Below are 22,502 nucleotides of genomic sequence, written 5' to 3'. Positions count from 1 at the left end.
TGTTAACACTTATGGCGTTAACAAGACCCTGATTGAGGGTTATGCGCGGATATGATTCAGGGTGATGCCGGCTGCATCTGGCGTTGTAAAACGTGCGAACACGTGATCGATCATTGCGCTGAGGCGTGCCATCTGTTCGGCGCTGTAACGCTCCGAACGGTAGGTGATCACCAGGCGCAGTGAGCGTTTGCCGTCGATCAGGTTTTCCAGGATCTCGAACTGAATACCGAACATCGACTGGTTCTTGTCCGGGTCGATCTGTCGGTAGCGGATCGTTCCTGCGTCTGGCGTGCTCAGCGTACCGTTCAATGCATTGTTGGCATGAATCTGGATATAGACGTCGAACAGCAGGCCGTCCGCAGCCGTCATGCCCAAGGCTTGTTGAATCGTCTCCATCGGCACATCGGCATAGGCCATGGAGTCATTGATCAGGTGGGTGACGTTTTCGACCAGCGTGCCCACTGTCTGCTGAGGATCGAACTGCACCCGGTGCGCGACCATGGTGGTGAAGTAACCGACCGTTTCGTAAAACCCGGGGTCGGTGCGCCCGGAAGCCGATGTGCCGATCACCAGGTCCTGCAAGTCACCGAGTTTGTGCAGCGACAGCGCAATGGCCGTATAGACCACGCCGAACAGCGACGAGTTGTTCTGTCTGGCGAAGGCATACAGGTTATCGGTGAGGTCCTGGTCGGGTTTGATTTCGAACCATTGAGCCTTCGTCGAAGCGGCTTCGGCAGGCGCGCTCGCCTGATGATCGGGGGAGGGCAGTGTCAAGCCGCGGGTTGCATCACGCAACAGGCTCGTCCAATAGTCGAGATGCTGCTGATTGACGCCGGTACTTTGTTCTTGCACGGCGAACTCGTGGAAAGAGCGGGCAGGCGCTTCCCAGGTCGGCGCTTTATCGGCGGCACGGGCGAGGTAGGCTTGGGCCAGTTCCTCCATCATGACGTTGAGCGACCATTCATCAATGGCCATGTGATGGATCAGCAAAGACAGGGTTTGGCGCTTGCGCTGCGAGTCGTAAATGAAGCGAACCCTGAGGGGCAGTTCGCGGGCCAGGTCGAATTGATAAGCGGCTTCGCTTTCCAGTGTTGCCCCTCGGCTCTCATGGCTGGGCCAGAACCATTTGTAGTGGGACAGTTGCGCGATCGGCACGATTTGCTGATACGCCTCAGCGTCCTGGAAGTGGAAGGTCGTACGCAGGCTGGCATGGCGTACGAGCAGGTCGTGGAAGGCTTGCTCGAACAGCGCCTCATCCACGTTGTCGAGGAAATCCAAGGCAAAGGGCAGGTTGAAAATCGTCCCGAACCCATAGGCGACATAGGCCCGCCCGAGGGAGGCCTGGGCCAGCGCGAAAGGTGCCCGCTGCACGTCTTGCGGCTGGCCCGCCGCAGCTGCTGCCGGGTTGTCATGCGCGATGACGTGGGCCCGTGATGCCAGGGCCTCGGCGGTAGGGGCGCTGAAAAAGTCATTGAACTGGACTTCGATGCCGTGATTGCTCAACAGCTTGCCAATGATGCGGGTGGCCAGCAGGGAGTGGCCGCCGAAATCAAAGAAGTCATCCGTAGATTGCATGTCCGGCTCCGCCAGGGCACCACGGAATTCGCCAAGGATAATCGTCGCCACTTCACTGCTGTTGGCCACTGGCCGGGCGTTGGGTGCACTGGCTGCTGGAGCTGCATCCTTGCCATCGGCCTGACGGCGTAACCACGGGGTGTCGCTGGTCGAGTGACCGACATAGGCGTTCAGGACTTGGTGATAGAGGTCGATGTCCTGGCAGGTCTGGTCGAGGATCTGATGGATCACGAACGCCAGGATAACGTTCTGCCTGGTTTGAATTATCAGCGCCTTGAATGGCGGCTGGCTTTGCGCATCCCACGCTGCCGCTTGCCGCGAGAGCAATTGCTCGGTGGCTTCGGCGTCGGAGGGTGAGTGAATGAGTTCGACACAGGATTTCCAGTCACTGGCGTGGACCTTGTCCACCTCGCCGTCGTCGTTGAATTGATAGCGTGCATTCAAATCGGGCTGTGCTTCGATGACGGCCTTGATCGCCAACTCAAGCCTTGAAAGATCGACATCCGCGTCGAGCCGCCAGGCGCAGAGGTGTTTGAGGATGCGTTCGGGGTATTGCTGCTGCAAGAGCCAGATATGTTCCTCGTGACCGTTGATAGATAGCTTCGGTAACGAATCTGGACTGAGTTCCATCATGGAAATTTCCCGCCTTATCAAACTGAACAGTAAGAAGTAGAGGTGGCACCGAGTGCCGACAGACCGATCCTCGGTCTGGTGTAACGCCCAGGGTTCCGGGCATCAAAGGAGTTGCAATGAGGTCGCATTGCAGGGGCTCTGTGAACACCGTATGATGTTAAATAATAATCATACCTATTCGCATTAGTCAAAATCTGATCGCGAAGACCATCGTCTCAGGAGAGGTGTTGTGGACAACGGAGCGTTCGCGTCCCAGGAGCAATTTGAAAAGCTGTATGTCGACCACCACCGTTGGTTGTGCAGTTTGTTGCGTCGCAAGCTGGGCAATTCGGTGGATGCCGCGGATCTGGCCCATGACGTCTATCTCAATCTCATCAGGAAGGGCCGGGTTCCCTCGACCGAGAACTCACGCCGTCATCTGACTCAAATCGCCAAGGGAATGGTGATAGATCTGTATCGCCGCCGGCATCTTGAGGCCAGCCATCTGGAAGGGCTGATGCAGCAAGCCGAGCCTCAGGTGCCATCAGAAGAGGTTCGTGCACTGGCATCCGAGGCCCTGTCACAGATCGATGTCGCCTTGCATAACAAGCCACTCAAGGCCCGCGAAGCATTGCTGATGTGCAAGTTGCATGGCATGGGCCACCGGGATATCGCGGCCGAATTGAAGGTGTCGGTGTCCTCCGTCGAGAAATACATCGCTGCGGGCCTTCGGGCCTGTCACCCATTTGCATCGGGGGCGGGCCTGTGATCGATCGTTCGGTTCACGACGGCGAACGGATTAATCCGCATTTCGATTGAGGATTTTGCGTCGCCGTTCGGAATAAAAGGTACGCATCGCGCAAAACGCTCGAACACAAAGGAAGTCAGGCATGCCTTCAGGCTGTCACCAGTGGTAATTCAGGAGAGCTCATGAGTGATAAAGACACACCCGCCGCCGGCTCGGTATCCCGGATACTGAAACCTGTTCGCGGCCGGCTGATTGTCGCCGCGGTACTGGCCGCGATCGGGACCATGCTGACGATGGTGCCACTGGCCGGCATCGCCCATATCGCACAGCTCTCGATGGGGCAGGCCGGGGTCGCTACCGGCTGGGTCCAGATGCAGGGTCAGGTCTGGCAGGTTGTCAGCATCAGCCTGGTGTGCCTGTTCCTCGGCATGACGTTGATTTCGGTGGGCGAGATGGTTGCGCACCTGGCCGACAATCACATCACCGGCCATTTGCGCCTGGCGATTACTCGTCGACTGGCCAAGGTGCCGCTGGGTTGGTTTACCAGTCGGGCTTCGGGTGAAGTCAAACAGGCCATGCAGGATGACATCGGTACGCTGCACAGCCTGACTGCGCATTTCTTTACCACGCTGGGCCGTACCGTGGGGGCGATCCTCATTGCCATCCTGTACCTGTTTGCCATGGACTGGCGCATGGCGATTGTCTCCCTGCTGCCATTCCCGCTGTTTTTCCTGTTTTTCTCCAGGGCGACCAAGGCCAGTGGGGCGAACATGCAATCGTTCGGTGCCGGCATGGCACGCATCAACAACGCAGTGGTCGAGTTCGTCAACGGCATTCCCGTGGTCAAGGCCTTCGGTGTCGAGGGCAAGGCCCATGGCAGCTACCGTGAGGCGGTGGATGCCTTCGCCGAAGCGTTCACCGACTTCACTCGGCCGCTGGTCAGTGCGATGGCCAACGCCCATGCAATGGTTACCCCGGTTGCGGTACTCGGGGTGGTGCTGGCCTTTGGCACTTTGTTGGTGAGCCTGGGCTGGATCACGCCGGTAGAAGTCTTGCCCTTCGCCTTGGTGGCGCCGGGCATCTGTGCGCCACTGCTGCTGTTGAGCTACATCACCCACGACCTGAACAATGCTACCGCCGCTGCCCAGCGTGTGCATGGGTTACTGGAAACGCCGGTACTGGAAACCCTGGCGGGCGAATCACGGCAGTTGCCTGAAAATGCCGAAATTCGCGTCGAGCAGCTCGGCTATAGCTACGACGGCCAGAACCCGGTGCTCAAGGACATTGGCTTCACCCTCAAGCCCGGTACCGTGACAGCGATTGTCGGTGCTTCCGGCTCCGGCAAGTCGACATTGGCACGCCTGCTGCTGCGCTTCTTCGATCCGACTGAAGGGCGCATTACGCTGGACGGCGTCGACATCAGGCAGATCGAGAGCACGCAGCTGTACCGGCGCATCGGTTTTGTGCTGCAGGAAGTGCGTCTTATCCATGCCAGCCTGCGCGACAACATTGCCTTGGGCAGGCCATCGGCCAGCCAGCAGGACATCGAAGACGCAGCACGCACCGCGAATATTCACGAGCGCATCCTCGCCTTGCCGCGCGGTTATGACTCAGTGATCGGCGAGGATGTGCAGCTCTCTGGCGGCGAGTTACAGCGCGTGAGTATCGCCCGCGCCGTGTTGCTCGACCCGCCGGTGCTAGTGCTTGATGAAGCCACGGCGGCAGCCGATGCCGAGAACGAGGTAAAGCTCCAGCAAGCGCTATCGCGATTCGCCCGGGGCCGCACCTTGATGGTGATCGCTCACCGGCTCGATACGGTGATGCACGCCGACCGGATCATTCTGATCGACAACGGTACGATTTGTGAGCAGGGACGTCATCACGAACTGCTCGCCCGCAAAGGCCGCTACGCCCGACTGTGGGCACTGGGCGGCTACGAACAGGCCAAGGAACAGGCGGTGCCGTCATGCTGAGAACCTTTATTCAACTGTTGGGTGATGATGCCCCGGTGCTGCGGCGCTATCTCTATATGACGCTGGTCTACGGCCTGCTCTGCGGGCTGACGATTGTCACCCTGGTGCCGATACTCACCAGCCTGCTGGGCAGTGAAACGCGCGCAGCGGGGCAATGGTTGATCGCGCTGGTGATCGGGGTGGTGATTTGCTGGGCACTACGACGCACCGTGGAGAAAGCCGGTATCCGTGTCGGCATCGCCGTTCTCCAGCGGGGCCGCCATCGGCTCGGCGACCATGTGGCGCGTTTGCCGGTGGGATGGTTCACCGCACAAAATACCGCGCGGCTAAACCATGTCGCGTCCCAGGGCATGATGGAAATGGCCCAGCTTCCCGCCCACGTTTTCACGCCGCTGATTACCGGCGTGATCACGCCGGTAGTGATCCTGATTGCACTGTTCGCCTTGCACTGGCAGATGGGCCTGATCGCGCTGGTGACGCTGCCGATCCTGTTGGGTGTCTTTGTATTGACCGCCCGCTTGGGGCAGCGTGCCGACCAGGACTTCCAGTACAACGCTGCCCACACCAGCCAGCGCATGGTCGAGTTCGCCCAGGCGCAATCGGTGCTGCGGGCGTTCAATGGCGAGGACGGTGGTACCCGGTTTCTTGAACAGGCCATCGGGCGCCAGCAGCGTTCCGCAAGACAGCTGATTCACGTCTCGGCGATGTCGGTGGTGTTCAATGCCTGGGCTGTACAGGCGAGCTTCGCCGCCTTGCTGGTGGCCGCCGCGCTATGGCTGGGTGAGCTGTCGGGCGCAAGCCTGGAGGCGGGAACGGTCATCGCGGTCATCGTTTCACTGCTGCTGGTCAGCCGCTTTATCGATCCGTTGCTGGAAGTGGCTGGCTATAGCGAGGTGTTGCGTGGCGCGCGAGGGCAGTTGAGAGCCGTGCACGAGATCTTTGCGGTCAAGCCGCTACCTGAACCGCAAACGCCACAGGCACCCGTCGGTGGGTCCGTTGAACTGCGCAACGTGAGCTTTCGTTATGCCGAGGATCAGGCTGATGTATTACAGAAGGTCAGCCTGCGTATCGAGCCGGGCAGCATGACCGCTCTGGTCGGCGCTTCCGGCTCGGGCAAGACCACGCTGGTGAGGCTGATCGCGCGTTTCTTCGACGTGACTCAAGGCAGTGTGATCGTCGGTGGTGTGGATGTGCGCCAGATGTCCGGCGAGCAACTGGCCGGCCAGATCAGTCAGATCTTCCAGGATGCTTACCTGTTCCAGGGCAGCATCGCCGACAACATTCGCATTGGCAAACCCGATGCCAGTGATGCCCAGGTGATGGAAGCGGCACGACAAGCCGGTGTCGTGGAGATCATCGAACGACTGCCTCAAGGCCTGGATACCCCGGTGGGCGAGGGCGGCGCCCGATTGTCCGGCGGCGAACGCCAGCGGATTTCCATCGCCCGCGCGTTGATCAAGGATGCACCGATTCTGTTGGTCGATGAGGCGACTGCTGCGCTCGACGCCGAGAACCAGGCCGCTATTGCCGAGGCACTGGCACGCTTGCGTGGTACGCGTACGCTGATCGTCATCGCGCACCAGCTCTCGACGGTGGCCATGGCCGACCAGATCCTGGTGCTCGATAATGGCCGGATCAGCGAGCAAGGTTCCCACGCGCAATTGAGTGCCAAGCCAGGTCTCTACGCGCACTTTCTCGCTCAGCGCCGGGCCGCAAAGGGCTGGCGGATTGCCGGGGCGTTTGGCAGTGAGGACGATTCTTGAGTCGTGCAACCTTACTGATCCTGTTTGTTGTGCTCTGTTGCCTTTCGCTGATGGTTGGAGTCAAGCAGGTCTCCTGGACGGCGCTCTTCACCTTTTCCGAAGATGCCTGGCTGACACTGACCGCCAGCCGCCTTCCGCGCCTCGCAGCCCTGATACTCACCGGGGTAGGGCTGGCCGTCTGCGGCGTGATCCTGCAGCAGATCGTGCGTAACCGGTTCGTCGAACCCGCCACGTCCGGTGGGCTGGATGCGGCAAAGCTGGGCATTCTGATTTCACTGACGGTAGCCCCCGCCGCGGGGACTGCCGGCAGGATGCTGTTTGCCCTGGCGTTCTGTTTTGCCGCGAGCCTGATCTATATCGCGATCATCCGCCGTATCAAGTTCAAGAACACGGTGATGGTCCCTGTCATAGGCCTGATGTATGGCGGCGTGTTGAGCGCCGTCGCCGAGTTCTACGCCTACCGTCATAACATCTTGCAGAGCATGCAGGGCTGGATGCTCGGTGACTTCTCGAAAATCGTGCAGGGCAATTACGAGATCATCTATCTGATCCTGCCGATTGTCATGCTCACCTACCTGTATGCGCACCGGTTTACCGTCCTGGGGATGGGTGAGGGCATGGCCAGCAGCCTGGGCTTGAACTACGCGGCCAATGCGGCGCTAGGTCTGATGCTCGTGGCGGTCACCGTTTCCGCCACGGTCATCACGGTCGGGGCGATCCCCTTTGTCGGTCTGGTGATTCCCAACCTGGTGGCGCTGCACTACGGCGAAAACCTGGAGCGAACATTGCCCATCGTCGCCTTGTGTGGCGCGTCGTTGCTATTGGCCTGCGACATCCTCGGCCGCCTGCTGATCTACCCCTTCGAAGTGCCTATCGGCCTCACCGCCGGCAGTGTGGGCGGCCTGTTATTTCTCGTGCTGCTGATCAGGAAGTACACATGAGGCGCGTGGCTACCCGTTATGGTCTCTGGCTGCTGGTTCTGGCGCTGGCGATCGGGTTCCTGTTGTTGGGGGCCGGTTTCGACTTCGACTACGTCATTCCCAAGCGACTGACCCGTTTGGCGGCGATGTGCATTGCCGGGGTATGCATCGCCTATTCGTCAGTGATTTTCCAGACCATCGCCGGCAACCGAATACTGACGCCGGCGATCATGGGGTATGAGGCGATCTACCTGCTGTTCCAGGCACTGTTGATTCTGCTGCTGGGCACCCAGAGCCTGGTGTTGCTGGGGCGTGACGGTAACGTCCTGTTGTCGGTCCTGCTGATGCTCGGCTATTCATGGCTTATTCATCGGTGGCTGTTCCGTGACGGGAGCAACAACGTGTACCTGCTGCTCCTGTTGGGACTGGTACTGAGCATGGTGATGGGGACGTTTACCCAATTCATCCAGCTGAAGATCAGCCCCGGAGAATTCTCGATTTTCCAAGGGTTCAACTACGCCTCCTTCAACAAGGCGCAACCTGGGCAAGTGATCTATTCGGGCGTGCTGGTCGCGGCGGTGTGCGGCATCGCCCAACGAACCCTGCCGGTGCTCGATGTGCTTTCCCTGGGGCGTGACCAGGCCATTTCCCTGGGGGTCGATTACCCGCGCAGCGTGCGCCTTCAACTGGCACTTATTGCCATTCTGGTGGCGATCTCGACGAGCCTCGTCGGGCCGACGGCATTCATGGGCGTGTTCGTTGCGAACATCTCCTATGCGCTTGCCCGAACCGCTCGGCACCGGGTCACGTTGCCCATGAGTTGCGCCATCGCCATTGGCATTTTCATTGTCGCCCAATACCTGGTCGAGCAGATATTCAACTACAACACCTCCGTCAGCATTCTCATCAACCTGGTGTGTGGTGTGTATTTCCTTGCGCTGATGATTCGAACCCGAGGCACCCCATGATCGCCCTCAATAACGTTTACAAGGCCTATGGCAGCCGGCACGTCCTGAGTGACGTCAGCGTCCGGTTTCCACCGGGGCAGGTCACGTCGCTGATCGGCCCAAACGGAGCGGGCAAGACCACGCTGCTGATGTTGATCGCACGCCTGCTGACGCCGACCCGGGGCGACGTGCTGATTGGCGGGCGGAGCATTCTGGATGTGCCCGTTCGCGACTATGCCAAGCGCGTGGCCACCTTGCGCCAGTCCCCGGATTTCAACCTGCGCCTGACCGTCGAGGAACTGGTCGCCTTCGGGCGCTTCCCCTACAGCCGTGGAGCGCTTACCGCCCAGGACCGCGAGGCTATCGATGAAGCCATCGAGTTCCTGTCTTTGCAGTCCCTGCGCCTCTCCTACATTGACGAGCTCAGCGGCGGACAGCGGCAGATGGCCTTCCTAGCGATGACCATTGCCCAGCAAACGGATTACCTGTTGCTGGACGAACCGCTCAACAACCTCGACATGAAGCATGGCGTACAGATCATGCGTGCCCTGCGGCGCTTGTGTGATGAGCAAGGCCGCACAGTGATCCTGGTGGTCCATGACATCAACTTCGCGGCCAACTATTCCGATCATATCGTTGCCATGAAAGGCGGGGGAGTTCACTGCCACGGCCCAGTCGCGGAGGTGGTGACCGAGGCGCACCTGCGCGAACTTTTTGATCTGGATTTCGAAATCCTGCAGAGCGAACAAGGGTTTGTCTGCAACTACTTCAACCCATCACCTTCAAGGGAACTGATATGAGCATGGATCACGCGAACAAATTCTGTGGAATGCTACTGGCAATGGCCGTAGCGGCCGGGCTGCAGGGCTGTGACAAGCCGGCGGCAGAGGCCAAGCCACCAGTGAGTGCGCAGGCGCACTACGAGCCGATCAAGATCGAGCATCCTCTGGGCACAACCGTGGTGAGCAAACTGCCCGAGCGCGTAGTGGCTTTCGATATGAGCGAGCTCGATACACTCGATCAGTTGGGTGCGCCGGTGGTGGGTATCGCCAAGGACTACGTCACCAGCTTTCTCGCCAAATACCGTGACGACTCGAATGTCATGGATGTCGGATCGACTATTCAGCCCAATCTCGAGCGGTTGCATGCGCTCAAGCCGGACCTGATTCTGATCTCTCCGCTCCAGGCGCAAAGCTATAAGGATCTCAGCCAGATCGCCCCGACCGTCTACGACGACGTGGACCTGACCAACAAACAAGGCAATTTCATCGGCACAGCCAAGGAGCATTTGACCCTCCTGGGACGCATCCTCGGCAAAGAGGAGCTGGCCCGCCAGAAAGTCGCGGAAATGGACGCCAAGGTGGAACAGACCCGCCGTGTCACCGAAGGACGTCCAGAGAAAGCCTTGATCGTGCTGCATAACAACGGCGCCTTCACCTCCTACGGCGTGAAGTCGCGCTACGGCTTTGTCTTCGACACCCTGGGCGTGAAACCGGCCAGCACTGACATCGAAGCCGGTTTACATGGACAGCCGATTTCCAATGAGTTTATCCAGCAGGCCGATCCCGACATTCTTTATGTAATCGACCGAACCGCGGTGATGGAGCATCGTCCGGCACTGGACATCAAGAGCCTGGATAACCCGCTGCTGCGCAAGACCAAGGCCTGGAACAACGGCCGTGTAATCTTTGTCGATGCTCAGACCTGGTATCTGTGTACCGCTAGCGTGACCTGTCTGAATCGAATGGCTGACGAGGTGGTTCAGGGCTACAAGGGCTGATTCGCGACGTGTATCTGCGGCACAAAGGGCTGGTCCTGTTCAGGCACCGGCCCTTTTTTGTGGCTTTCGAATGTTGCTTCGGTCATTGGGGGGGGCGCCACTGATCCAGCCCCTTGGAGTGTTCTTGGTGCGGTATATGCAAATTATTATCATTTGGATTGAGGAATTGGCGTTCTGGTACGGAAACCTAATGAATGCACTTCAATTCATCGCATCGAAAGGAATCCAGCATGTCGGAACACGGCCGCCCACACAGCGCCAATCCTGATTCATCGCAGGCTACGCAACGCGCTTTTTCGTTTACCTTGAATCGAACCTTCTCTGCTGTACACATGGCACTGTTACTAGGGCTGACTGGGGGATCGATGGCTGTGGCTGCTGCGCCTGAGCCGTCAACACAGTCTCCGACGGGCACTGGCGAAGGTAGCCTTGTGCTGTCTGAAACGACGGTGGAGGGCACTATGGGTGCAACTGCCGACCTGCCGCCCGCCTATGCGGGAGGCCAGGTTGCCACTGGCAGTCGAGTCGGGCTGCTGGGCACCAAGGACTTTATGGAGACGCCCTTCAGCGCCATCAGCTACACCGATGACTTCGTGCGCAACCACCAGGCGAAGGACATCGGTTCGGTCATCGGCGCAACCGATCCATCGGTGAACGTTCCCTCCAAACGGGCCATCCTCGAAACCTTCTTCATTCGTGGCTTCAATACCAGCGCCAACGACATCACCTACAACGGCCTGATCGGCATGGCGCCGAACCTGCGCGGCGCGACCGAGCTGGCCGAACGCATCGAAGTGCTCAAGGGCCCGTCTGCGCTGCTGAACGGCATGCCGCCGGATGGCAGCGTCGCAGGCAGCATCAACATGGTGCCCAAGCGCGCTGGCGACGAACCGCTGACACGCCTGACGACCTCTTTTGAATCCAATGGTTTATACGGTGCGCATGCCGATGTGGGTCGGCGCTTTGGCGAGCAGAATCAGTTTGGTATCCGCTACAACGGGGCGTACCGCGACGGCGATACCGCTGTGGACGACCAGAAACAAAACATGCAGCTCAATGCGCTGGGCCTGGACTGGCGCGCCGAACGCATTCGCCTGTCGTTGGACGCCTACAAGCACCGTGAACATCTGGAGGGCGCGAACTACTTCGGTATTTTCTCGGTCAACCCCACGGTCACCAGCGTACCCCGCGCGAAGAAAGGTGATTACGCGCTGGCACCTGACTGGGCGTACACCACCAACGACACCGAAACCTTTTTGCTCAGAGGCGAGGTCGATTTGAATGAATCGCTCACCGCCTTTGCGGCCTATGGGCAGAGGGACGGTGGCCGCAACGCCCTGATGACGCGCGACACGCTGCTCAACAACGCCGGTGATATCAATGTTCTGGCTTATCGCTCGGATGGGCAGGGCACCCAGAAATCGGGCGAGGTTGGCCTGAAGGGCAACTTCGACACCGGTCCCGTAGGCCACCAATGGTCGCTGGCGGCCACTCAGTACAAGTCGGAGATGAGCTTCAAGGATAAACAGATAGCCAACTACGTGACCACCAACTACTACAACCTCGACTTTGGCCAAACACCGCCGTTGGACAATTTCGGTGCGGTCACCTCTCGGACCGAAGACAAGCTGGGCAGTCTGGCTTTTCTCGATACCCTTTCGTTCCTTGATGATCGCATCCAATGGACGGTGGGTGTGCGACGTCAGTCGGTGGAGAGCACTAACCTGACTCCGGCGCGGGTCAAGACCTCTCACTACGACGAGAGCCGTGTTTCGCCGGCTACCGCGTTGCTGGTCAAGGTCACTGACGATGTATCGGTCTACGCGAACTACATCGAAGGTCTGTCCAAGGGGGGGACGGCTCCGACGACGGCAGCCAACCCGGGTGAAATCTTGAGCCCGATTCAGACAAAACAGTATGAGGTGGGCGCCAAGCTTGACCTGGGTACGTTCGCCACTACGTTGGCCGTGTTCCAGATCGAAAAACCCAGCACCTTTACCGACCCGGTCACCAATATTTTTGGCGTCAATGGAGAGCAGCGCAACCGTGGCGTGGAATGGAGCTTCTTCGGTGAGGCCCGACCAGATCTGCGTTTGATGGGCGGTGTTTCCTACACACAGGCGGTGTTGACGAAGGCGCTGGTAGCGTCGAACGAAGGCAATCAGGTGACTGGAGTTCCGAAAATCATCGGCAAACTCGGGGTCGAGTACGATCTGGAGAGGGTCCCTGGGCTGACCTTGACCGCAGGCACGAACTACGTAGGTAGCCGCTACGTTACGGACGACCATCGGATGGAGTTGCCGTCCTACACCGTGTTCGATGTGGGCGGTCGGTACACCACCAAGGTCATGTCCAAACCTGTGACCTTACGGGCTAACGTAGAGAACCTCGCCAACCGGGCCTACTGGCTCGGCTCCTACAATGGCGGCGACGGCAGTGGCCTGTCCGGCGGCCTGGGCGCTCCACGTACCCTTCAGCTTTCAGCATCGGTCGATTTCTGACAGTCGGCCAGCCAAGAGGCGGGGGAGAGTTCTACGACTTTCTCCGGTCTTGGCGGTACGACACGGCCCGCGGGAATTCTCGCTGGATTTAACGATAAAGCCCCGATCAATCGGCAATGCTGTTCACTTAAGAAAGTCTGGAGACGTGAGAAGTATCTGTGGCGAGGGAGCTTGCTCCCGCTGGGGCGCGAAGCGGCCCTGAATCGGGCCTGCTACGCAGTCCGGCGGGAGCAAGCTCCCTCGCCACAAGTGCGGATGTGCCTGAAACATCGGTTCGCCGAGACCCCTGCATTAATGGAAGACTGGCTGCTACCGTTGGTTGAGGCTGGTGTTGATGTTCTGCATTGCTCGCAGCGACGCTTCTGGGACCCTGAATTTCCMGAAATTGACGGGGAGAACGGACTGAACTGCGTTGCAGTGTGGCCCGGGCATTTACGCGCAGGCTACACAGTGTCGCTAGGTAATGTAGCGTTAGATTCTTCATGGTCGATTTGTGACTATATGTATTATCGGTCACAAGTTGTCAGTCCTCGATAGGATGAGTAAGCTGTTCCCATGAATCAGCCATCAATATCTTCAGCTTCCCCCAGCCCCCGTGGCCCAGCCGATCACGACATTCGAGACCAGATTGTCGCGGCGGCCAACGAACACTTCAGTCAATACGGCTACGGCAAAACCACGGTTTCCGACCTGGCCAGGGCCATCGGGTTTTCCAAGGCCTACATCTACAAATTTTTTGATTCCAAGCAGGCGATCGGTGAAGCCATCTGCGCAAATTGTCTGGCAGAAATCGTCGCGGCTGTGGAGCAGGCGATCAATATAGAAGACCTGTCGCCGACGGAGCGCTTTCGACGATTGGTCAAAACTGTGATCGCCACAGGTGTGAATCTGTTCTTTAACGACCGAAAACTCTATGACATTGCAGCATTCGCGGCGTCGGAAAGCTGGCCCAGTACGCAGGCTTATGACGCACAGATCAAACGCTTCGTGTTGCAAATTGTGCGGGAGGGGCGAGAGATCGGCGAATTTGAACGCAAGACTCCCCTGGACGAAACAGTAGAGGCGATACATCTGGCTTTGCGGCCTTTCGTCAATCCTTTACTCCTGCAGTACAACCTCGATTATGTCGAGGAGGCGCCCACGCTCACCTCCAACCTCATTTTGCGTAGCCTCATGCCTTGACCTTCGGCTAACGGTTTTACGTCATGCCTGTGTAAGCGACACATCACCAAAACGGCTTTTCACTTTGCCCTTCTTCCAGTCGTCGAAGGGCATTTCATTTATTCGCATTGTGACCGTTGACTGAATTGGTCACATGAATAAATATGGTGAGCCATTGCTTCTACTGCTTCATCTCAGTGATCCCCATAGAGTTCAAACAATGAAAAAAATAGTGCTCAAGAGCCCATTTGGCCTCGCTGTCGTGCTCGCATCTTCAAATGTGTTTGCAAGCGGTTTCGCTCTCAATGAACAAAGCGTCAGCGGGATGGGGGCCGGGTTTGCCGGGCGCTCCTCATCCGCTGAAGATGCGAGCACGGTCTTCGGTAATCCGGCGGGCATGTCTCGATTGAAAAGAGAGCAGGTCAGCGTGGGCGCGGCGACTCTATTCGCGAAGACCGACATAAGCCAAACCCGCAGTACATTCGGAGGCCAGGAAGACGGCGACATGGTGCCAACCACCACAGTGCCTATGGGTTACTACGTCAAACCCATCGATGAGCATTGGGCGTTTGGTGTAGGTTTTTATGTACCTTTCGGTCTGATGACTGACTACGGCAGCGATTTTGCCGGGCGTTACTACGCCAACAAAAGTGAGGTCACGACCCTTACGTTCCAGCCCACCATCAGCTATGCCTTTAACGACAAAGTTTCGATCGGGTTCGGTCCGACCATCAACCGCATCACCGGTGAGCTGTCCGGGATGGTGCCCAATCCACTGAGCCCAGGTCGCAATGACGGAAAACTCAAAAGCACGGGCGATGACACGGCCCTCGGTTTCAACGCCGGTATCCTGGTGCAGGCTACAGACCAAACTCGCTTGGGCATGACTTACCATTCCAAGGTCAGTTACCACTTGGACGCCAAGACCAAGGTCACCGACGGCATCTTTAGCGTGTTGGGGGTCAGCGGTCGGAGCTATGACGCTTCGCTGGATGTGGATACCCCAGAGTCAGTGGATTTCTCGGTGACTCATCAGCTCAATAATGACTGGACTCTATATTTGGGGAGTACCTGGACACGCTGGAGTCGCTTTAAAGAATTAACCATCGAGAACACGGGTTTACCCCCTTTGTTGAGCGGCTCCCTGGGCACTATTACCGAAGAACAGAACTGGCATGATACGTGGGCTCACGCTATCGGCACGGCGTACAAATTGAACAGCCAATGGGTACTTCGCGCAGGCTTCTCGGTCGACCAGTCGCCCACCAACAACACCAACCGAGGACCACGTATTCCCACGGGCGACCGGAAGGTTATCAGCTTCGGTGCTGGCTGGACTCCGGCGGACAATGTCACGATCGATGTTGCTTATTCCTACCTATGGGAGGAGAGCGTGCAGATCAACGACGCCTCTGCGAACAGAGGTGTATACAGTGCCAAATTCAAGAACAGTGCGAACGGGCTCGGTACGTCCGTTAGTTACCGCTTCTAATTGAGTGCTGTTACACGATAAATGTCCTGTCGGGAGCATGCGTTGCCTCCCGACCTTTAAGAACATATCTCGGGCCTTTCCCCTGAGGTAAAAGGCCCCTTTGTCGCCCCCTCAGACTCCCATCACCTGCGCCATAAGGCTCTGATGAAACCGACGAGGCGTGGCCCAAGTCAAGACAGTAATGGCCTTGTTGCCAAAACCCGGCACCACACTCATGCGTCCGGCTTGCAGTGCACGGATTCCTGCACGCACGACGGGTTGAGGCTGCATCATCACCATTTTTAAGGCCGGTGTGATCCGTTGCTTGGCGCTTTCTGCAAATCCGGTATCCGACATTCCTGGGCAAAGTGCGGTAACGACGACGCCGTCTTTTTTCAGTTCGCGATGAAGCGCATCAGAGAAGCGAAGAACATAGGCTTTCGCGGCAGAGTAAACGGCGAAATTCTTCACGCCCTGGAAGGACAGCAAGCTGGCGACCATCAGGATGTGCCCACGTTTGCGGGCTCGCATGTCGGCCGCGAAAAGGCGTGTCAGCCCTGTCAGGCTGGCGATATCCAAATCAATCATGGTCAGAGACTCATCCAGAGATTGATCCAGGAAAGGCCCCTGCAATCCATGACCCGCATTGTTGATGAGCACATCGATCACTATATTGCGTTCGCTGAGTCGCTCATGCAGTTCGATGATCGCCGGGATCGAGGACAGGTCTACTTGTTCGACGATCACATCAACGCCGAAGCGTTCGCGCAACTGCGCCGATAGTGCTTCGAGCTTGCTCAGTCTTCTTGCTACCAGAACGAGCGATTTTCCCTGTGCTGCATATTGCCGGGCAAACTCCTCGCCAAATCCGCTTGATGCTCCGGTGATGAGCACCCAGGAATTCTCGTTCGACTTCATTTCGCTGTACTCCGGTTGGTTTCTATTGAGCAATTGGCTACTGACCGCGTCAGTCGGTGAACGAACCCGCGCTCGGATTGGGTAGTAGCTGAAAGAGGAGGGGTAGGTGCGTGCATCAAGTGCTACGTCACCTGGTTAAATCATCGTGTCGCAACAGGCTGGGCTTCAGGAGGCTGCCAGCCACCACCGAGCGCCTTGAATGCCGCGACCGCCGCCCGTGCCGATTCCGTTCGTGCTTGTGCCCGGGCATCGGAAGCCTGCAGCATCGTCTCGTCGGCGTGCAGGACGTCGATCAGGCTGGCCGTGCCTTTCTCATAGGCAATGAACGACGATTGGCGAGCCTGTGTCAGAGACGCCTCTCCCCCGGTGAGGGTGGTTGCTTGAGCTTCCCGATTCACCAGTGAGGAGAGCGCGTTCTCCACATCCTCGGTGGCGCGCAGCACAGACTGACGGTAAGCGGCCAGGGTTTCGGCTTCCTGTCCCTTGGCTTGGTCGATTTGGGCGTTTATGCGACCAAAATCGAAGAGCCTCCAGCGCAATCCCAATACGCCCGCCGACTGGCTGGCGCCGCCAGTAAAAAGGTTGCCTGCGGATACAGCCGTGGCACTGCCCAGCAATGCGCTAAGGGAGAATTTCGGGTAGTACTCGGCAATCGCCTCCCCGATGCGTGCGTTTGAGGCCGCAAGACGGCGCTCAGCCACAATGAGGTCTGGCCTGCGGCGCAGCAAATCGGCCGGCGTTCCCATCGCCTTTAATTGCGGCGCTACAGGAATGCTCCCCGCACTTGCCAGTTGTGTGCGGTGAGTGCCTGGCGGCGTGCCGAGCATGACATCCAGCGCATTCATGGCAGCATCCAGACCGGTCTGCAGGACCGGCACTGTCGCTTGGACCTGCGATAGCGCTCCCTCGGCCTGGCGAATCTGATAGTTGGCGGCGAGCCCCTTGCTGTAGAGCATTTGGACTTTCTCTAGCAGATCCTGCTGTGTTTTGACTTGTCGGTTCGCAATGTCCAGCCGGGTCTGCAGTCCGCGGACAGTGATGTAGATATCAGCGGTCTGCGCGGCGATGGCCAATCGTGTGGCAGCGACGCCCGCCTGGGACACCTGGTACTCGGCCAGAGCAGCCTCGCGTCCGCGGCGCAATCCGCCAAAGACATCTACCTCCCAGCTGGCATCGAGGTTGGCCTCGTAGGAACTTCCGTACCGATCATAGCCAGGCGTTGAGTTCAACATCTGGCCGAGCGGCGTCTCGATTGACTGGAAGGAGCGCGCGGCCTGTCCGGTGATGTTCCCCGAGGGCAGTAAAGCGGCATTTGCGGCGCCCAGTCCGGCCCGTGCCTGCGTGACTCGCGCCGACGCCTGCGCCAGATCCAGGTTCTGCTCAAGTGCCTTGGAGACGAAGTCGGCTAACAGTGGATCACCAAAGCCTTCCCACCAGGCGACAAGACCGGCCGGCGTCGCCCCTGGCCTCTGTTCGACAGAAGACTGCCCCAGGTAATGGTCCGAAAGTGGGGCGTCCGGACGGTGATAGTCCGGACCGACCGCGCAACCTGTCATCAAGCTGGCACTCACCAAGAGAGCAACGGGACGGAGGGTAGGCATTGAGGTTCCTTCAATTGAGGATGTTTGTGACCATATTACGTTATGGTCACTTTCTGTCAATCGACACTCTTTGGGCTAAGCTCGAGGTTGGCCAACAGCTTACGGCGATACTAGTGCTGAGATTAAAGGGGCTCGGTATTTCATAATGTGTGACCATTGACAGATATGGTCACCAGACTGAGAATATGACGCCTGTCCTATTTTTTAAGTAAGGGAACCTATGCGCCGACTTCGACCTGTCCCCATTGCCGCTTGCTTGTTGCCTCTCGTCCTGACGGCGTGTGGCGACTCATCCACCGTTGAAGATCCACGCACGCAGGCCCCTTTGGTGAGGTCTTCTGCGGTTCAGGCTTCGTCCGACGTCTCACGTTCTTTCACGGGTGTCGTGGCTGCCCGCGTCCAGGGCGATCTGGGTTTTCGGGTATCAGGCAAGGTGCTTGAGCGTCTGGTTGACACCGGTCAGACCGTTAAACGTGGGCAGCCACTCATGCGCCTTGACCCAATCGACCTGGGGTTGCAGGCGCGAGCACAGCAAGAGTCAGTCATAGCCGCTCGGGCCCGAGCCAAGCAGACTGCAGATGACGAGGCGCGATATCGCGACCTGGTCGCCGCAGGTGCTGTTTCTGCATCGGCCTATGACCAGATCAAAGCCGCAGCGGATACCGCAAAAGCGCAGCTCAGCGCTGCTGAAGCGCAGGCTGACGTTGCCCGCAATGCTTCTGGTTATGCGGTGCTGTTTGCGGATTCCGACGGCGTAGTGGTGGAGACGCTCGCCGAGCCCGGACAAGTTGTCAGCCCGGGACAGCCCGTGGTTCGACTGGCGCGGGCAGGGCAACGCGAAGCCATCGTGCATCTGCCCGAGACGCTACGCCCCACAGCAGGATCCACTGCGCAGGCGACGCTTTATGGCAATACCACGGGTGCAGTTACAGCGAAGCTGAGGCTGCTTTCTGACTCGGCCGACCGTATGACACGCACCTTCGAGGCGCGGTATGTGCTTGAGGGCGCACTGGCCAATGCACCGCTAGGTTCGACCGTCACACTTCGGATCGCTGAAAGCACCACGCAAGGGCAGGGGCTGCAAGTACCGATCGCTGCCGTTTATGACCCAGGCCAAGGCACTGGCGTGTGGGTCATCGCCGGTACACCGGCGAAAGTGACTTGGCGATCTGTTCAGGTCCTGGGCTTGAGCGACGACGCAGCGCGAGTCGCAGGCGATCTCAAGGTCGGCGAGCAGATTGTAGCGTTAGGCGCGCATCTGCTGCGCGATGGTGAGGAGGTGAGACTGGCTCAACCGGGTGACGTCAAGGTTGCCGGGAGTCATCCATGAGCGAGGGGCGCTTCAATCTTTCCGCGATCGCCGTTCGTGAGCGCTCCATCACGGTGTTTCTGATCTTCCTGATCGCCGTTGCGGGCATCCTGTCGTTCTTCCAACTGGGGCGTGCGGAAGATCCTCCGTTTACGGTCAAGCAATTGACGGTCATTACCGCGTGGCCGGGCGCCACGGCACAGGAGATGCAGGATCAGGTAGCAGAGCCACTTGAAAAACGCCTGCAAGAACTGAAATGGTACGACCGCACGGAAACTTACACCCGTCCAGGCCTCGCTTTCACGATGGTGTCACTGCGCGATAGCACACCGCCCTCGCAAGTGCAGGAGGAGTTCTATCAGGCGCGTAAAAAACTCGACGATGAGGCCAGGAAGCTGCCGGCGGGTGTCATCGGGCCAATGGTCAACGACGAGTTTTCGGACGTGACATTTGCACTGTTCGCCCTGAAAGCCAAAGGCGAACCGCAGCGACTGTTGGTACGTGATGCAGAATCGTTGCGCCAACAACTGTTGCATGTGCCGGGCGTGAAGAAGGTCAACATTATTGGTGAGCAACCCGAGCGCATCTTTGTTTCCTTTTCCCATGATCGGCTGGCCACCTTGGGCGTATCGCCTCAGGACATCTTTGCCGCGCTGAACAATCAGAACGTGCTCACGCCTGCCGGTTCGATCGAAAGCAACGGGCCACAAGTCTTCCTCCGGCTGGATGGCGCCTTCGATAAGGTGCAAAAGATTCGTGACACACCCATTGCGGTTCAGGGGCGGACGCTGAAGCTCTCGGACGTGGCGACGATCGAACGTGGTTATGAAGATCCGGCAACCTTTCTCGTGCGTAATAACGGTGAAGAGGCCTTGTTGCTGGGGATCGTGATGCGTGAGGGCTGGAACGGTCTTGACCTCGGCAAGGCGTTGGACGCGGAGACGGTCAAGATAAATGAAGGCATGCCTTTGGGCATGACGCTCTCCAAGGTCACCGATCAATCTGTAAATATCAGTTCGGCCGTCGGCGAGTTCATGGTCAAATTTTTCGTCGCGCTGCTTGTGGTGATGCTTGTCTGTTTTCTCAGCATGGGCTGGCGTGTAGGCGTTGTGGTCGCTGCGGCTGTACCGTTGACGTTGGCGGTGGTGTTTGTGGTGATGGCGGCCACTGGAAAGAACTTTGACCGTATCACCCTCGGCTCGTTGATTCTGGCGCTCGGACTGCTGGTGGACGACGCCATCATTGCTATCGAAATGATGGTGGTGAAAATGGAGGAGGGCTACGACCGCATCAAAGCTTCCGCGTATGCCTGGAGTCATACAGCCGCACCGATGCTTTCCGGTACGCTGGTGACGGCTATCGGCTTTATGCCCAACGGCTTCGCGCAGTCGACAGCCGGCGAGTACACCAGCAACATGTTCTGGATCGTGGGCATTGCCCTGATTGCCTCCTGGGTGGTTGCGGTGGCTTTTACCCCGTACCTGGGCGTGAAGATGTTGCCGAACATCAAAAAGGTGGAGGGTGGTCATGCGGCCATCTACAACACCCGAAATTACAACCACTTCCGCCAGGTGTTGACGCGTGTCATCGCTCGCAAATGGCTGGTAGCCGGTACTGTTATCGCAATGTTTGGCGTGGCGATTCTCGGCATGAGCCTGGTCAAGAAACAGTTCTTCCCTACCTCGGACCGTCCAGAGGTATTGATTGAAGTGCAAATGCCTTATGGAACCTCCATTGAACAGACCAGCGCCACTACCGCCAAGATAGAGGCCTGGCTGCAAAAGCAGGATGAGGCAAAAATCGTCACCGCTTATATCGGGCAAGGCGCGCCGCGTTTCTATCTGGCGATGGCGCCGGAACTCCCCGATCCGTCTTTCGCGAAGATTGTGGTGCTGACGGACAGCCAGGAGGAGCGCGAGGCCCTCAAGTTCCGTCTCCGCGAGGCCGCTGCCGAGGGACTTGCCCCAGAAGCGCGTGTCAGGGTGACTCAGCTTGTGTTTGGTCCGTATTCGCCGTTCCCTGTTGCCTATCGGGTGATGGGGCCTGATCCGTCGAAATTGCGCGAGATCGCGGGCCAGGTACAGGACGTGATGCAATCGAGCTCGATGATGAGAACCGTCAACACTGACTGGGGGCCACTGACACCGACGCTGCATTTGGCTCTGGATCAGGATCGCTTGGAGGCGGTGGGGTTGACGTCAAACTCAGTCGCGCAGCAACTGCAGTTCCTGTTGGCCGGAGTGCCGATCACCGCAGTTCGTGAGGACATTCGTTCGGTGCAGGTGGTTGGTCGCGCAGCGGGTGATATCCGGCTCGATCCCGCCAAGATAGAAGGCTTTACGCTGGTAGGCACGGCGGGTCAGCGGATTCCGCTGTCTCAGGTGGGAGAGGTCGATGTTCGTATGGAGGACCCGATCCTCCGACGTCGTGATCGCACGCCGACCATTACCGTGCGCGGTGACATTGCCGAAGGCCTGCAGCCACCGGACGTCTCGAGCGTGATCATGAAAGAGCTGCAGCCGGTCATCGACAAGCTGCCTGACGGGTACCGGATCGAGCAGGCGGGTGCAATCGAGGAGTCGGGCAAAGCCGGTAAGGCGATGTTGCCGTTGTTCCCGATCATGATTGCCATGACGCTACTGATCATTATTCTGCAGGTACGTTCGATCTCGGCGATGATCATGGTGTTCCTCACCTCGCCACTGGGGTTGATTGGTGTGGTGCCGACACTGCTTATCTTCCAGCAGCCGTTTGGTATCAACGCTCTGGTAGGTCTAATCGCCCTTTCAGGCATTTTGATGCGCAATACGCTGATTCTGATTGGGCAAATTCATCACAACGCGCAAGAAGGGCTGGATCCGTTTCACGCGGTGGTCGAAGCCACGGTCCAACGTGCCCGCCCGGTACTGCTGACAGCGCTGGCGGCAATCCTGGCGTTCATTCCCCTGACACACTCCGTCTTCTGGGGGACGCTGGCCTACACGTTGATCGGAGGCACGTTCATCGGAACCATCATGACGCTGGTGTTCCTGCCAGCGATGTACTCCATCTGGTTCAAGATCCGTCCTGACAATACGGATCAACCTGAACCAGCGAAAAGGCAAGCAAGCCTAGTGGACAGGACGCCACCCCGTCCTCTCGCCACTCACCTCACCACAAAGCTTTAGCCGTACACCATAGCTTGCTGTTTTTATTGGGTGTCGACTGAAAAATGAAGAGGGTT

General features: G+C 58.4%; 15 protein-coding genes and 1 pseudogene. 13 read left to right on the top strand and 3 right to left on the bottom strand.

Translation table 11 applies throughout. The features are described 5' to 3' along the window. Nucleotides 1-39: 39 nt before the first annotated feature. Complete coding sequence (locus AC1DIH_RS05475) at nt 40-2,208, bottom strand: condensation domain-containing protein (protein WP_477770910.1); 2,169 nt, start codon at nt 2,206-2,208, stop codon at nt 40-42. Nucleotides 2,209-2,437: 229 nt separating this feature from the next. Between AC1DIH_RS05475 and AC1DIH_RS05470 the strand changes: the two genes are divergently transcribed. The 11 genes and pseudogenes from AC1DIH_RS05470 to AC1DIH_RS05420 all read left to right on the top strand — a co-directional run bounded on the left by AC1DIH_RS05470 (nt 2,438) and on the right by AC1DIH_RS05420 (nt 15,472). Further along, a complete protein-coding gene (locus tag AC1DIH_RS05470; RefSeq protein WP_103314543.1) occupies nt 2,438-2,956 on the top strand; it encodes a sigma-70 family RNA polymerase sigma factor in 519 nt (172 codons plus the stop codon). 161 nt (nt 2,957-3,117) lie between these two features. Next, nucleotides 3,118-4,908 (top strand): ABC transporter ATP-binding protein, encoded by a 1,791-nt coding sequence (locus tag AC1DIH_RS05465; protein WP_477770909.1) that lies wholly within the window; start codon nt 3,118-3,120, stop codon nt 4,906-4,908. Next, nucleotides 4,902-6,671 (top strand): ABC transporter ATP-binding protein, encoded by a 1,770-nt coding sequence (locus AC1DIH_RS05460; protein WP_477770908.1) that lies wholly within the window; start codon nt 4,902-4,904, stop codon nt 6,669-6,671. Before AC1DIH_RS05465 ends, AC1DIH_RS05460 begins: the two co-directional genes overlap by 7 nt. Next, complete coding sequence (locus tag AC1DIH_RS05455) at nt 6,668-7,612, top strand: ABC transporter permease (protein ID WP_477770907.1); 945 nt, start codon at nt 6,668-6,670, stop codon at nt 7,610-7,612. Before AC1DIH_RS05460 ends, AC1DIH_RS05455 begins: the two co-directional genes overlap by 4 nt. Further along, entirely contained in the window at nt 7,609-8,559 is a 951-nt protein-coding gene (locus AC1DIH_RS05450) for an iron chelate uptake ABC transporter family permease subunit (protein ID WP_477770906.1), read from the top strand. Before AC1DIH_RS05455 ends, AC1DIH_RS05450 begins: the two co-directional genes overlap by 4 nt. Next, nucleotides 8,556-9,338, top strand: a complete 783-nt coding sequence (locus AC1DIH_RS05445) for an iron ABC transporter ATP-binding protein (protein WP_477770905.1) — start codon at nt 8,556-8,558, stop codon at nt 9,336-9,338. Before AC1DIH_RS05450 ends, AC1DIH_RS05445 begins: the two co-directional genes overlap by 4 nt. Beyond that, complete coding sequence (locus AC1DIH_RS05440) at nt 9,335-10,318, top strand: siderophore ABC transporter substrate-binding protein (RefSeq protein ID WP_477770904.1); 984 nt, start codon at nt 9,335-9,337, stop codon at nt 10,316-10,318. The genes AC1DIH_RS05445 and AC1DIH_RS05440 overlap by 4 nt, the downstream gene beginning before the upstream one ends. A 230-nt stretch (nt 10,319-10,548) precedes the next feature. Beyond that, nucleotides 10,549-12,819 carry a TonB-dependent receptor gene (locus AC1DIH_RS05435; protein WP_477770903.1) on the top strand — a complete coding sequence of 757 codons (2,271 nt, stop codon included), beginning with the start codon at nt 10,549-10,551 and terminating at the stop codon, nt 12,817-12,819. Between the two features lie 270 nt (nt 12,820-13,089). After that, nucleotides 13,090-13,299 (top strand): annotated as a pseudogene (locus AC1DIH_RS05430) (12-oxophytodienoate reductase); the annotation flags it as partial. 75 nt (nt 13,300-13,374) lie between these two features. Continuing rightward, on the top strand, nt 13,375-14,001 hold the full coding sequence (locus tag AC1DIH_RS05425; protein ID WP_054597228.1) for a TetR/AcrR family transcriptional regulator: 627 nt from the start codon (nt 13,375-13,377) through the stop codon (nt 13,999-14,001). Nucleotides 14,002-14,200: 199 nt separating this feature from the next. Further along, entirely contained in the window at nt 14,201-15,472 is a 1,272-nt protein-coding gene (locus tag AC1DIH_RS05420) for an OmpP1/FadL family transporter (protein WP_477771081.1), read from the top strand. 111 nt (nt 15,473-15,583) lie between these two features. Here the strand turns inward: AC1DIH_RS05420 and AC1DIH_RS05415 are convergent, their stop codons facing one another. Both AC1DIH_RS05415 and AC1DIH_RS05410 read right to left on the bottom strand, forming a co-directional pair. After that, complete coding sequence (locus AC1DIH_RS05415; protein ID WP_347929964.1) at nt 15,584-16,369, bottom strand: SDR family NAD(P)-dependent oxidoreductase; 786 nt, start codon at nt 16,367-16,369, stop codon at nt 15,584-15,586. A gap of 140 nt (nt 16,370-16,509) precedes the next feature. Then, nucleotides 16,510-17,970, bottom strand: coding sequence for an efflux transporter outer membrane subunit (locus tag AC1DIH_RS05410; protein WP_477770902.1), 1,461 nt, complete (start codon nt 17,968-17,970; stop codon nt 16,510-16,512). Between the two features lie 220 nt (nt 17,971-18,190). Between AC1DIH_RS05410 and AC1DIH_RS05405 the strand changes: the two genes are divergently transcribed. Beyond that, nucleotides 18,191-19,300 (top strand): efflux RND transporter periplasmic adaptor subunit, encoded by a 1,110-nt coding sequence (locus AC1DIH_RS05405; RefSeq protein WP_477770901.1) that lies wholly within the window; start codon nt 18,191-18,193, stop codon nt 19,298-19,300. Beyond that, nucleotides 19,297-22,446 carry an efflux RND transporter permease subunit gene (locus tag AC1DIH_RS05400; RefSeq protein WP_477770900.1) on the top strand — a complete coding sequence of 1,050 codons (3,150 nt, stop codon included), beginning with the start codon at nt 19,297-19,299 and terminating at the stop codon, nt 22,444-22,446. The genes AC1DIH_RS05405 and AC1DIH_RS05400 overlap by 4 nt, the downstream gene beginning before the upstream one ends. The last annotated feature ends 56 nt before the right edge of the window (nt 22,447-22,502 follow it).

This window comes from Pseudomonas sp. 05N36, assembly GCF_056397385.1.
This window is presented reverse-complemented; position numbering and strand designations above follow the sequence as displayed.

What these genes read in the sequence shown, in the direction of transcription:
- AC1DIH_RS05420 (WP_477771081.1), top strand. Translation starts at nt 14,201, where the DNA reads ATGAAAAAAATAGTGCTCAAGAGCCCATTTGGCCTCGCTGTCGTGCTC.
- AC1DIH_RS05450 (WP_477770906.1), top strand. Translation starts at nt 7,609, where the DNA reads ATGAGGCGCGTGGCTACCCGTTATGGTCTCTGGCTGCTGGTTCTGGCG.
- AC1DIH_RS05415 (WP_347929964.1), bottom strand. Translation starts at nt 16,369, where the DNA reads ATGAAGTCGAACGAGAATTCCTGGGTGCTCATCACCGGAGCATCAAGC.
- AC1DIH_RS05435 (WP_477770903.1), top strand. Translation starts at nt 10,549, where the DNA reads ATGTCGGAACACGGCCGCCCACACAGCGCCAATCCTGATTCATCGCAG.
- AC1DIH_RS05460 (WP_477770908.1), top strand. Translation starts at nt 4,902, where the DNA reads ATGCTGAGAACCTTTATTCAACTGTTGGGTGATGATGCCCCGGTGCTG.
- AC1DIH_RS05400 (WP_477770900.1), top strand. Translation starts at nt 19,297, where the DNA reads ATGAGCGAGGGGCGCTTCAATCTTTCCGCGATCGCCGTTCGTGAGCGC.
- AC1DIH_RS05405 (WP_477770901.1), top strand. Translation starts at nt 18,191, where the DNA reads ATGCGCCGACTTCGACCTGTCCCCATTGCCGCTTGCTTGTTGCCTCTC.
- AC1DIH_RS05425 (WP_054597228.1), top strand. Translation starts at nt 13,375, where the DNA reads ATGAATCAGCCATCAATATCTTCAGCTTCCCCCAGCCCCCGTGGCCCA.
- AC1DIH_RS05445 (WP_477770905.1), top strand. Translation starts at nt 8,556, where the DNA reads ATGATCGCCCTCAATAACGTTTACAAGGCCTATGGCAGCCGGCACGTC.
- AC1DIH_RS05410 (WP_477770902.1), bottom strand. Translation starts at nt 17,970, where the DNA reads ATGCCTACCCTCCGTCCCGTTGCTCTCTTGGTGAGTGCCAGCTTGATG.
- AC1DIH_RS05475 (WP_477770910.1), bottom strand. Translation starts at nt 2,208, where the DNA reads ATGATGGAACTCAGTCCAGATTCGTTACCGAAGCTATCTATCAACGGT.
- AC1DIH_RS05465 (WP_477770909.1), top strand. Translation starts at nt 3,118, where the DNA reads ATGAGTGATAAAGACACACCCGCCGCCGGCTCGGTATCCCGGATACTG.
- AC1DIH_RS05440 (WP_477770904.1), top strand. Translation starts at nt 9,335, where the DNA reads ATGAGCATGGATCACGCGAACAAATTCTGTGGAATGCTACTGGCAATG.